General features: G+C 36.6%; 14 protein-coding genes. 13 read left to right on the top strand and 1 reads right to left on the bottom strand.

The window, feature by feature from the left end:
- Positions 1 to 88 precede the first annotated feature (88 nt).
- Genes gcvH through LV704_RS04925 form a run of 3 tightly spaced genes read left to right on the top strand, consistent with a single transcriptional unit; the run spans position 89 to position 1,620 of the window.
- Positions 89 to 469: a glycine cleavage system protein GcvH gene (gene gcvH, locus LV704_RS04935; RefSeq protein WP_163421453.1), complete on the top strand. Its 381-nt coding sequence runs from the start codon at positions 89 to 91 to the stop codon at positions 467 to 469.
- Between the two features lie 49 nt (positions 470 to 518).
- The gene (locus LV704_RS04930; protein WP_163421454.1) at positions 519 to 863 is read left to right on the top strand and encodes a VanZ family protein; all 345 of its coding nucleotides are present in this window, start codon (positions 519 to 521) and stop codon (positions 861 to 863) included.
- 52 nt (positions 864 to 915) lie between these two features.
- Positions 916 to 1,620 (top strand): energy transducer TonB, encoded by a 705-nt coding sequence (locus LV704_RS04925; protein ID WP_163421455.1) that lies wholly within the window; start codon positions 916 to 918, stop codon positions 1,618 to 1,620.
- Between the two features lie 162 nt (positions 1,621 to 1,782).
- On the opposite strand, the gene LV704_RS04920 is transcribed toward LV704_RS04925, so the two are convergent.
- Positions 1,783 to 2,676, bottom strand: coding sequence for an MBL fold metallo-hydrolase (locus tag LV704_RS04920; RefSeq protein ID WP_163421456.1), 894 nt, complete (start codon positions 2,674 to 2,676; stop codon positions 1,783 to 1,785).
- A gap of 123 nt (positions 2,677 to 2,799) precedes the next feature.
- On the opposite strand from LV704_RS04920, the gene cyoE reads away from it, so the two are divergent.
- The 10 genes from cyoE to LV704_RS04870 all read left to right on the top strand — a co-directional run bounded on the left by cyoE (position 2,800) and on the right by LV704_RS04870 (position 10,629).
- Positions 2,800 to 3,702, top strand: a complete 903-nt coding sequence (gene cyoE, locus LV704_RS04915; protein ID WP_163421457.1) for a heme o synthase — start codon at positions 2,800 to 2,802, stop codon at positions 3,700 to 3,702.
- 6 nt (positions 3,703 to 3,708) lie between these two features.
- Positions 3,709 to 4,290 (top strand): cytochrome c oxidase subunit 3, encoded by a 582-nt coding sequence (locus LV704_RS04910; RefSeq protein ID WP_163421458.1) that lies wholly within the window; start codon positions 3,709 to 3,711, stop codon positions 4,288 to 4,290.
- Positions 4,291 to 4,382: 92 nt separating this feature from the next.
- Entirely contained in the window at positions 4,383 to 5,357 is a 975-nt protein-coding gene (locus LV704_RS04905) for a cytochrome c oxidase subunit 3 (protein ID WP_163421459.1), read from the top strand.
- Between the two features lie 52 nt (positions 5,358 to 5,409).
- A complete protein-coding gene (locus tag LV704_RS04900) occupies positions 5,410 to 5,793 on the top strand; it encodes a cytochrome C oxidase subunit IV family protein (RefSeq protein WP_163421460.1) in 384 nt (127 codons plus the stop codon).
- Between the two features lie 76 nt (positions 5,794 to 5,869).
- Positions 5,870 to 6,502, top strand: a complete 633-nt coding sequence (locus LV704_RS04895; protein WP_163421461.1) for a hypothetical protein — start codon at positions 5,870 to 5,872, stop codon at positions 6,500 to 6,502.
- Positions 6,483 to 7,229 carry an SCO family protein gene (locus tag LV704_RS04890; protein WP_163421462.1) on the top strand — a complete coding sequence of 249 codons (747 nt, stop codon included), beginning with the start codon at positions 6,483 to 6,485 and terminating at the stop codon, positions 7,227 to 7,229. Before LV704_RS04895 ends, LV704_RS04890 begins: the two co-directional genes overlap by 20 nt.
- Positions 7,226 to 7,762, top strand: coding sequence for a DUF420 domain-containing protein (locus LV704_RS04885; protein WP_163421463.1), 537 nt, complete (start codon positions 7,226 to 7,228; stop codon positions 7,760 to 7,762). Before LV704_RS04890 ends, LV704_RS04885 begins: the two co-directional genes overlap by 4 nt.
- A gap of 8 nt (positions 7,763 to 7,770) precedes the next feature.
- Positions 7,771 to 7,983, top strand: coding sequence for a hypothetical protein (locus LV704_RS04880; protein WP_163421464.1), 213 nt, complete (start codon positions 7,771 to 7,773; stop codon positions 7,981 to 7,983).
- Between the two features lie 114 nt (positions 7,984 to 8,097).
- Positions 8,098 to 9,342, top strand: a complete 1,245-nt coding sequence (locus LV704_RS04875) for an ABC transporter permease (protein ID WP_163421465.1) — start codon at positions 8,098 to 8,100, stop codon at positions 9,340 to 9,342.
- A 27-nt stretch (positions 9,343 to 9,369) separates the two neighbouring features.
- Positions 9,370 to 10,629 (top strand): ABC transporter permease, encoded by a 1,260-nt coding sequence (locus LV704_RS04870; protein WP_163421466.1) that lies wholly within the window; start codon positions 9,370 to 9,372, stop codon positions 10,627 to 10,629.
- Positions 10,630 to 10,637 lie beyond the last annotated feature (8 nt).

Genomic DNA, 10,637 nt, shown 5'->3' with positions numbered 1-10,637 from the left:
TTTAAGTGCACAGATTTTGTTTTCAAGTTTACTTGAAAAGCAGTTTCTGATCCTTTACATTTGTGACCTGACTAATACAAATTAAACAATGAACATACCAGCAGAATTAAAGTACACTAAGGATCATGAATGGATCAAAATTGATGGGGATATCGCAACTGTAGGCATCACAGACTTTGCCCAAGGAGAGTTGGGTGATATTGTTTATGTAGAAGTTGAAACTTTGGACGAGACTTTAGAAAAGGAAGAAGTTTTTGGTACTGTAGAAGCAGTAAAAACCGTTTCTGACTTGTTTTTGCCACTAAGTGGTGAGATTGTGGCATTTAATGAAGCCTTGGAAGATGAGCCTGAAAAGGTAAATACCGATCCATATGGAGAAGGTTGGATGATCAAAATAAAAATGAGCAATACTTCTGAAGTAGATACTTTAATGACTGATGAAGACTATAAAGCGCTAATTGGTGCTTAAGAAGTATATTTTCACCTTATTATTTATAAGCTGGGTATTGTTTATTACAATGCTCAGCTTATTTTCTTTTTCTGGATTGGATACTGGTACAGTGAACGTTCCTTATGCGGACAAAATCGCACACTTTTCATTTTATTTAATTTTTGCTGTTTTGGGCTGTATGTTTGTAAGAGAAAGAACACAAGGTGAAATGGGTCTGAGCAAAACCCTTATAATAATGTTGCTTATAGCCATTGCGTATGGCATATTTATTGAAGTATTACAATACACAGCTACTGCAAATCGTATGGCTGAATATGGTGATGTTTTGGCCAATTCATTAGGAGCATTTGTAGGAGTTAGCTTAATTAAATGGTATTTTTCTAAAGAAAGGCCGTTAAAATGGAAAATTTAATTGCTTATTTAACCAATTAATAATTAAATTAGCAAACACTAAAATTAAAACGATGGAACTAAAAAAGAATCCAAAAGCAGATGTAGGTAAAAACAGTTCGCTCTATTTTGTCATAGGGTTGGCCGCTGTTTTAGGGTTGGTTTATGGAGCCATGGAGTGGAAAAAATATGATAAATCCAATGAGTATGATATTTCAATGAACATTGAAGATCAATTGGATGAAGAGGTGCCAATGACGGAGCAGATAAAAACTCCACCACCACCACCACCACCAGCTGCACCAGAAATTATCGAGGTTGTTGAAGATGAAGAAGAAGTTGAAGAAACCGTAATCGAATCAACAGAGACCAGTCAAGAAGAGGAAGTAATGGAAGTTGAAGAGGTTGAGGTTGAGGAAATTGATGAAGATATTTCAGTTCCTTTTGCCGTAATTGAAGATGTACCTGTTTTTCCAGGTTGTGAAGGAGCAAGCAATAAAAAGAAATGTTTTCAGGATATGATGCAAAAGCATATCCGTAAAAACTTCCGTTATCCAGAGATTGCTCAAGAAATGGGCGTTCAAGGAAGGGTTAACGTTATTTTCGTTATCCAAAAAGATGGTAGTATCGGGAACATTAGAATGCGTGGACCGGACAAAAATTTGGAGAAAGAAGCATTGCGTATTATCAATAAGCTTCCTAAAATGACACCTGGAAAACAAAGAGGTAGAGCTGTAAAAGTTCCTTTTAGTATTCCAATTACATTTAAGCTTCAGTAAAATATTATTTTCTGTTGAGGCAGGAAAGAAAAAGCCCTAACGGAAACGTTAGGGCTTTTTTTGTGTCTTAAATTATGGGGTAATCAATGTCATGTAACTAGAAATCTAAAAAAAGAAACAACGACGCCCCTTTTTCATTCAAATCAAGCTTAGAGTAATATGTTATTTTTTAGATAAACTGGTATAAACTGCCTCTCGCATTTTTTCACCATTAATATATCCATTGCCATGCGTGGCATCATATTTTGCCAATAAAGTGGTATTGGTTTTTACCGCTTCCAGGGATTTTCCGGCAACTAGCTCTTTTTGGATGATGGTTCTTATATCTTCAAGCATGGTAACATATACTTCTAACTCAGCTTTATTGGATGGTCTTCCATGACCGGGAATAATTTTGGTGTTTTCATCAATAACCAACAACGCCTTTCTATGTGCAGCAATATAACCGTCAATACTTCCTCCGCTCTTTAAATCGATATATGGATAACGACCTGAAAAGTAAGTATCACCCATGTGCAGCACATTTTCGTTAACAAAATAAATCATGGCGTCCCCATCCGTATGGGCATTGTGAACATGGAATGCCATAATGGTTTCATCGCCATCGTAAAAAGTAAGGTCATCGGAGAAAGTTATCTCAGGAAGATTTTTCTCGTAGTCTTCTTGGCTTATCTTGTTGGCTGCTAAATTCTTCTTCCCTTTATTTTCCAGACGCTTGCGAACATTATCTTGGGCTACCAACGTAGTGGCTTCCGAGTTAAAATTTACATTACCTCCAGTATGGTCACCATGCATATGGGTATTTACCAAATAGGTAATGGATTTGTCTGTAAGAGTGGCAATGGTAGCTTTAATTTTATTGCTTAATGGGGCAAATTGATCATCTACCATAAACACTTTGTCATTTCCAACGTAGATGCCAATATTACCACCTCGCCCAGTAAGCATATATACTTTTTGGGTTAAAGTGTCAACAGTGATGGTAACTTCTTGATCTTGGGATTGCACTAAAAGGGTAAAAAGAAAAAGGAATGGTAAAAATAATCTTCGGTTCATGGCTATTATTTTGAATTAGCTTTAAATAAGACGTAATGGTGGTTCAAAAATAACATAAAGACAGTCAATAGGTTGGAAAAGATGTATGCTGACGTTATCTTTGCCAGCCAATACAAAATGTGGATGAAGTCTGCCGTAGGTTCCGTAAAAAATACGTCTTGGTCCTTGATTTTTACTGATTTTAAGGAAATCACTAAAGCCAAACTGGCTGTTAGCGTGGTTTTTTCATCTATAGCCGGTTATTTTTTAGGGGCTTATCAGATAGATTTAATCTCCTTGCTTTTGCTCGCATTTGGCGGTTACTGTATGGTTGGGGCTTCCAATGCTTATAATCAAGTTATAGAAAAAGATTTGGATGCGTTGATGAATCGCACCAAAAATCGTCCTATTCCCTCTGGCCGTATGTCGGTTAATACAGCAATGGTTGTTGCTATCTCATTAACAATCCTTGGTGTTATTGCCCTGTACTTACTAAGTCCCAAAACAGCAATGTTTGGGGCCATATCAATATTCCTCTATACAAGTGTATATACACCATTAAAGACAAAAACACCACTTTCTGTTTTTGTTGGCGCTTTTCCTGGGGCAATTCCCTTTATGTTGGGTTGGGTGGCGGCAACAGATGATTTTGGAATTGAACCCGGAACTTTGTTCATGATTCAGTTTTTTTGGCAATTTCCTCATTTTTGGGCTTTGGGTTGGATGTTGGATGAAGATTACAAAAGAGGAGGCTTTAAAATGTTGCCAACCGGAAAGAAAGATGCAGGAACGGCATTACAGATTATATTGTACACCATTTGGATGATTGTAATTTCTATAATGCCCGCTTTTGGTTTTACAGGAAGGTTGCATTTGTCTATTGCAGCTGCGGTTATTGTATTGTTGTCAGGTTTGGTAATGTTGGTTTTTGCCTTTAGACTCTATGAGAAAAGAGATAATGTTTCGGCAAGAAGATTAATGCTGGCCAGTGTTACTTATATTTCACTGATTCAGATAATTTATGTTATTGATAAGTTTATTAGTTAGAAAAATATGGATTTAACCCAAGGGAGTATAGAGGAGAAAAATAGGCGCTCAAAGAAGATGATGCTTTGGTTTGGTATTGTGAGCCTAATCATGGGTTTTGCAGGTTGGACAAGTGCCTATATTGTAAGTAGTAAAAGAGATGATTGGATTAGTGACCTAGAACTACCGCAAGCGTTTTTCATAAGCACGGCCATAATTATCCTTAGTAGTTTGACCTATTTGTTGGCCAAGCTGGCAGTAGGAAAAAATAATCAAAAACAAGGAACAATATTTTTATTGATAACCTTGGTCTTGGGAATCTCTTTTATTGTGCTTCAATTTGTAGGATTTTCTCAAATGCTTGAAAACGGATATTATTTTACGGGACCTACCAGTAGCATTAAAATGTCTTATGTTTTTTTAATTGCGGCAGTGCATATAGTTCACGTATTTGCGGGATTAATCTCCCTACTTGTGGTATTTGTGCAACAACTAAGAAGAAAATATGTTCCCAATAATATGTTGGGGATGGAATTAGGTGCCACGTTTTGGCATTTTTTAGATTTTCTTTGGGTGTATTTAATACTATTCATGTATTTCGTGAAATAATTTTTAAGAGAAAGAGTTTTCATTCAACTTTATCTTTTTGAATACGCCAAAAGATGTAAATTTGTGAAAGTTTTATTAAAACGACCTTTTTTATGGATACAACGGTAACAACCGGTTCAGAAGACAGTGTTTGGGGAGGCGGAAATCGTCCTCTAAATGCTAGTTATGGAAAAATGATGATGTGGTTTTTTATAGTCTCAGATGCCTTGACCTTTTCTGGTTTCTTGGTTTCTTATGGCTTTTCCAGGTTTAAGTTTATAGAAACTTGGCCAATTGCCGATGAGGTTTTTACCCACGTACCTTTTTTCCATGGGAATTACCCCATGATTTATGTTGCTTTTATGACATTTATTCTGATTATGTCTTCTGTGACGATGGTACTTGCTGTGGATGCTGGTCATAAAATGAAAAAGAATGCTGTCATTTGGTATATGTTTGCGACCATCATTGGAGGTGCAATTTTCGTGGGTTCGCAGGCTTGGGAATGGGCAACTTTTATTAAGGGCGATTATGGTGCTATTGAAACTAAAGGAGGTAGAATACTTCAGTTTGTAAATGCTGACACAGGTGAGCGGGCCGCTTTAAGGGATTTCTCCACAGCGTTACCCGAAGATAGGATAAAACATGAGAGCAATGCCGGTATCTGGTACCAGAAAGATGGCTTTACAACGTCTTTTTCACTTAACGAAGTAGTTGAAGGTTTTAAAGCGAATCCAAATATTTTAATTCGTACAGAAACAATCAATGAGGAAGGGGAGAAAACGTTATTGACCCGTCAAGAATCTCTGGCAAAGCTTAAGGATGCAAGCCTGGTGGTAGAAGGGGCAAATCTTGTTCGTAATGAATACGGAAGTAGGCTGTTTGCGGATTTTTTCTTTTTTATTACTGGTTTCCACGGCTTCCACGTATTCTCTGGGGTGGTCATTAATATTATTATATTTTTTAATATCATTCTGGGTACCTATGAACGAAGAGGTCATTATGAAATGGTAGAGAAAGTTGGTCTCTACTGGCACTTTGTGGATTTAGTATGGGTATTTGTATTTACATTCTTTTATTTGGTATAAAATTTTAATTTTCACTTCCATAGGAATGGAAGTCAAGACATAAACTTTTTAGATGGCACACGAACACAAACTGGAAATTTTTAGAGGACTTGTAAAATTCAAGTCAAACGTCCAAAAGATATGGGGGGTGTTGGCCTTTTTGTCCTTGATTACCATAGTTGAGGTAGTTTTAGGAATATATAAGCCAGAAATACTCACCAAAAATTACTTTTTGGGAATGAAACTTCTTAACTGGATTTTCATCATCCTTACTTTGGTTAAAGCATATTACATTGCATGGGATTTTATGCACTTAAGAGATGAAAAAAGCGCTTTGCGTAGAGCAATTGTATGGACTCCAATTTTCTTGGTTTGTTATTTGATATTCATTTTGCTTTTTGAGGCAGATTATATTTATAACGTATTTAAAGATGGATTCCTAGCTTGGAACTTCTAAGAAAGTATTAATTATTAAGAGTAATAAAGGCGGTTTTTTAAACCGTCTTTTTTATTTTTGCACAAGTAAGAATATCATGAAAAAGGCCTTTGTTCTCGTTGTTTTGTTCATCTTTCCATTGGTGGCCTATTTGTTTTTTGCTTCAGGTATCAACAACTTTGGAAGGTTGCCTATTCTTACTGAGAAAATCCCTAATGTATCGGAACTGGATAGTAAGGTGAATTTAGATGACAAGATTACCATTTTGGGTTTTTTGGGGAGTGATATAGAGAGGAAGAAAGGAAATGCATTCAATCTAAATCAGAAGATTTACAAACGCTTCAGTGATTTTAATGATTTTCAAATTGTAATGGTTGTTCCTGAAGGAACTGAGGAGAAAGTCAAATCTTTAAAGGATGAATTGGGGACGCTCTCAGATGTTGAAAAATGGAATTTTGCGTACGGTAGTAAAGAGGAAATAAAAACTTTCTTCCAAGGTTTGAAAACCAATGTAAGCCTAGATGAAAATTTAGGAACAACGTATGTTTTTATAATTGACAAAGACAGGAATCTAAGAGGACGTAATGATGACGAAGATGAGGGGGTTATGTATGGCTTTAATACAACCTCCGTCGCGGAACTAAACAATAAAATGGAAGATGATGTTAAGATAATCCTTGCAGAATATCGTCTCGCTTTAAAGAAAAACAATGCCAACAGGAGCAAATAATAAAAAGAAATACACTTATGTCTGGGTATCCCTTATCATTCTGGTATTTGGAATAATTTTTATTCCAAAAATCGTAAACAGACTTAAGAGTGATTCGGTGGTTCAAAAAGACCGCATGAGTGTTCGCTCTCTTCAAAAAGGAGTTGGTTTTATTATTAACAATGGCCAAAAAAGAAAAGTTCCCGCTTTTTCATTTTTAAATCAGGACAGTTTACTTATTTCGGACAAGGATTACCTGGGAAAGGTCTATGTGGTAGAATTTTTCTTTACGACCTGCCCTACTATTTGTCCTATAATGACCAAAAACTTGGTAGAACTCCAGGATACGTTTAAAGAGTACGAAGACTTTGGAGTAGCTTCTTTTACTATTAATCCTAGATATGATACCCCAACGGTGTTAAAAAAATATTCGGAACGTTACGGAATTACTGATGCGGATTGGCATTTAATGACAGGTGATAGGGATGAAATATACCAATTGGCTCAGGAAGGTTTCTACATTGTTGCTAATGAAGTAGAGGATGCTCCAGGTGGTTTTGAACATTCGGGAATGTTTGCGTTGGTTGATAAGCAAGGATACATTCGTTCCAGAGATGATGAACACGGAAATCCATTAATATATTACCGTGGTACCATTACAGAAAAGCAAAGCGTAAATAAGGAAGGGGAACCACAGCAGATTACAATGTTAAAAGAAGATATTAAAAAATTATTGCTGGAAGAATGACCAAAGAAATTTCGGTTAGGGAAAAACGATTTAATAGATGGATTACTATAATATCCATCGTAATACCATTGGTAGTGGCCCTTTTGTTTGGATATAAAATCCCAAATGCAGAGCCGCTATCTTTTTTACCTCCTATCTATGCGTCCATTAATGGCGTAACAGCAATTCTATTGATTTTTGCTGTTTGGGCCATTAAAAATGGGAAGAGAAACCTTCATCAAAAAGCGATGACCACATGCATTGGGCTTTCCTTATTATTTTTAATAATGTATGTGGCCTACCATATGACTTCAGAAAGCACAAAATATGGAGGGGAAGGATTAATACAATACGTATACTACTTTATTCTAATAACACATATTGTGCTATCAATTGCGGTAATCCCTTTGGTTTTGAGAACATATGCAAAGGCCTATCTAAATGATTTTGAAGCTCATAGAAAATGGGCTAAATATACTTTTCCAATTTGGTTGTATGTTGCTATTACAGGTGTAATAGTATATGCAATGATTTCGCCCTATTACCAACATTGAAAATCTGTATGAAGTTTAGAATTGCCATATTGCTGATTGTCTTATTAGCGCTTCCACAGACATTGGATGCGCAATGTGCTATGTGCAGAGCCGTTGTGGAAAGCGAGGCGGATGGAAAAACTGCGGAAGGAATTAATAACGGTATTGTTTACCTAATGGCAATTCCCTACATCTTAGTAGCGGGACTGTTCTATTTTATCTATAAAAAGATGCGGAACTAAGGCATTTTTCAAATTTTAACAATTTTTTTAACGGTGAAGTGTAACAATATGATGTAGATTATGTCTTATTGAAGTACGCTTGCGTATTTCATCAATCATCAAACACCAACCACTATGTTCGACATTGAAAGGTGGCAAGAAATATTTGACACCATCCGAAAGAACAAATTGCGGACTTTCCTTACTGGGTTATCCGTGGCCTCTGGTATTTTTATCCTTGTTATTTTATTGGGTTTTGGCCAGGGAATGCAAAACGGTATTGAAAAGGAGTTCAAGCAAGATGCCACTACAAGTATATGGGCATGGCCAGAAACTACATCAAAAGCGTACAAGGGCCTAAATCCAGGAAGACGTATTCGATTTAAGAACAACGACTATGAAATGGCTGGTCGTTTATTCAAAGAAGAAATAGAGTACGAATCTCCAAGAGTTTTTGTTAGAAATGTAAACATCATCTATGGAAATGAAGCTTTGGTCTATGGCATTCAGGGAGTGTCCTCAGAATTTCAATTTATTGAAGGGTTTAGCACAGTAGAAGGCCGTTTTATAAATTATAAAGATGAGGTTTCGCTTGGAAAAGTGGCAATTATTGGTAGAAAAATCAAGGAAGATGTTTTTAGCAAAGTTGATACCCCTGTAGGTGAACAAATCGATATTTCTGGCATTAGATTTACCATTATTGGGGTTTTCAATGAACAAAATGAAAGAGAAGAAGAAAGAATCTACATTCCTATAACCACGGCCCAACGAGTTTTTAATGGTGATGACACACTTAATACATTGTCATATACACTTCCTCCAGTAGAAAATTTTGAAGAAGCAGTTGCTCAAGCAATAAGCTTTAAAGACAATTTAAGAAACTACCTTAAAGAAGAGCATACAATTGCTCCACAAGATGATTCGGGTGTAAGGGTTTGGAGTGCAATGGAAGAGGCCAAGCGGTACTATGGCATTACGGGTAATATGAAACTCTTCTTTTGGTTTGTTGGTGTTTGTACCATTATAGCAGGTGTGGTTGGGGTAAGTAATATTATGCTTATTGTGGTAAAGGAACGCACAAGGGAAATAGGTATTAGAAAAGCTCTTGGCGCTAAACCATGGTCCATTGTTGGAATGATTTTACATGAATCCATTTTTGTGACTGCTATTTCTGGATTTGCCGGACTTATTTTTAGCATGACATTGTTAGAAGTCGTTGGTCCACATGTGGAAATAGATTACATCGTCAACCCTTCAGTCAATTTCAATGTTGCATTTTCAACAGTTATGGTGCTCATTTTTGCAGGAACCCTTGCAGGATTTGTTCCGGCGTGGAGGGCAGCCAAGGTGCAGGTAATAGAATCGTTAAGAGATGAATAAAATATTCTTTCGAAATAAATAAGAGCAATGTTCAATAGAGACAGATGGAGAGAAATTTTGGAGGTTCTTACCAGTAATGTTGGTAGAACAATACTGACCGCTTTTGGCGTTTGTTGGGGAATTTTCATCTTAATAGTATTGTTGGCTGCTGGAAAAGGTTTTGAAAACGGAATACGAAAAGATTTTGGAGACATTGCAACAAATACCATGTTCATGTGGACCAGAAGTACTACAAAAGCATATGAAGGGCTGCCAAAAGGAAGAAGTTTTGAGTTTAAAGTGGGTGATGTCCAAGCGATTGAAGATAATGTACCCAATCTAAAATTTATCTCGCCCAGGAACCAATTGGGAGGCTTTAGAGGTGGTGGGAATGTAATTAGGGGAATACGGGTTGGTGCTTATAATGTTTATGGAGATTATCCAGAAATTATTAACCAAGACCCTATGACAGTTACTTCAGGGCGTTTTTTAAACCATAATGATATCCAACAAAAAAGAAAAGTAGCAATTATTGGGCAAGGAGTTAAGTCGGAGCTTTATGAAAAAGGAGAAGAGGTTCTAGGGACTTACATAAAGATTCAAGGAGTAAATTTTATGGTCATTGGAACGTATAAAAAGAATAGTAATGATGGTGATGGAGAAGAAGCTCAAAAAGAAATTTTTGTCCCGTTCACTTCTTTTTCACAAGCTTTTAATAGAGGTGAAGATGTAGGTTGGATGGCTATAACTGCCCATGATGGGAGCTCAATTTCTCAACTCAAGGAAAGCATTGTTAATGTAATGCGCGAAAGGCATAAAGTGCACCCTGAAGATAACCGGGCAATAGGATACTTTGACTTGTACGAAGAGTTTAATCGGGTAGAAAGCTTGTTTTTTGGCCTAAAGGCCATAGCATATCTTGTTGGTATAATGGTGCTGCTTTCCGGTATTATTGGGGTGAGCAACATTATGCTGATAGTAGTAAAAGAAAGAACAAAGGAAATAGGGATACGCAGAGCTTTAGGTGAGGCGCCGGTATCCATTAAAAAGCAAATATTAATGGAGTCCATTTTCTTAACTATTATTTCTGGAATGATCGGAATTATTTTTGGCGCTCTGGTCATATATGGAATTAACTCCTTGTTGGATAGTGTAGGTCCTGTGGACATGTTTGTTAATCCAAGCGTAAGTGTGGGAGTTGTAAGTGGTGCCCTTATGATATTAATGATTTCAGGATTATTGGCAGGATTCATACCTGCCCAAAGTGCAATTCGCGTGCGGCCCATTGAGGCGTTAAGAACAGAATAAAAAATAAA

The organism is Flagellimonas sp. CMM7 (assembly GCF_021390195.1).
In the GTDB taxonomy this organism is placed as follows: Bacteria; Bacteroidota; Bacteroidia; order Flavobacteriales; family Flavobacteriaceae; genus Flagellimonas.
This window is presented reverse-complemented; position numbering and strand designations above follow the sequence as displayed.

Excerpts from the sequence above, each read along its gene's own strand:
- LV704_RS04885 (WP_163421463.1), top strand. The coding sequence starts at position 7,226 with ATGACCAAAGAAATTTCGGTTAGGGAAAAACGATTTAATAGATGGATT.
- LV704_RS04895 (WP_163421461.1), top strand. The coding sequence starts at position 5,870 with ATGAAAAAGGCCTTTGTTCTCGTTGTTTTGTTCATCTTTCCATTGGTG.
- LV704_RS04905 (WP_163421459.1), top strand. The coding sequence starts at position 4,383 with ATGGATACAACGGTAACAACCGGTTCAGAAGACAGTGTTTGGGGAGGC.
- LV704_RS04880 (WP_163421464.1), top strand. The coding sequence starts at position 7,771 with ATGAAGTTTAGAATTGCCATATTGCTGATTGTCTTATTAGCGCTTCCA.
- LV704_RS04910 (WP_163421458.1), top strand. The coding sequence starts at position 3,709 with ATGGATTTAACCCAAGGGAGTATAGAGGAGAAAAATAGGCGCTCAAAG.
- LV704_RS04900 (WP_163421460.1), top strand. The coding sequence starts at position 5,410 with ATGGCACACGAACACAAACTGGAAATTTTTAGAGGACTTGTAAAATTC.
- LV704_RS04930 (WP_163421454.1), top strand. The coding sequence starts at position 519 with ATGCTCAGCTTATTTTCTTTTTCTGGATTGGATACTGGTACAGTGAAC.
- LV704_RS04920 (WP_163421456.1), bottom strand. The coding sequence starts at position 2,676 with ATGAACCGAAGATTATTTTTACCATTCCTTTTTCTTTTTACCCTTTTA.
- cyoE (WP_163421457.1), top strand. The coding sequence starts at position 2,800 with ATGAAGTCTGCCGTAGGTTCCGTAAAAAATACGTCTTGGTCCTTGATT.
- LV704_RS04875 (WP_163421465.1), top strand. The coding sequence starts at position 8,098 with ATGTTCGACATTGAAAGGTGGCAAGAAATATTTGACACCATCCGAAAG.
- LV704_RS04925 (WP_163421455.1), top strand. The coding sequence starts at position 916 with ATGGAACTAAAAAAGAATCCAAAAGCAGATGTAGGTAAAAACAGTTCG.
- gcvH (WP_163421453.1), top strand. The coding sequence starts at position 89 with ATGAACATACCAGCAGAATTAAAGTACACTAAGGATCATGAATGGATC.
- LV704_RS04890 (WP_163421462.1), top strand. The coding sequence starts at position 6,483 with ATGCCAACAGGAGCAAATAATAAAAAGAAATACACTTATGTCTGGGTA.
- LV704_RS04870 (WP_163421466.1), top strand. The coding sequence starts at position 9,370 with ATGTTCAATAGAGACAGATGGAGAGAAATTTTGGAGGTTCTTACCAGT.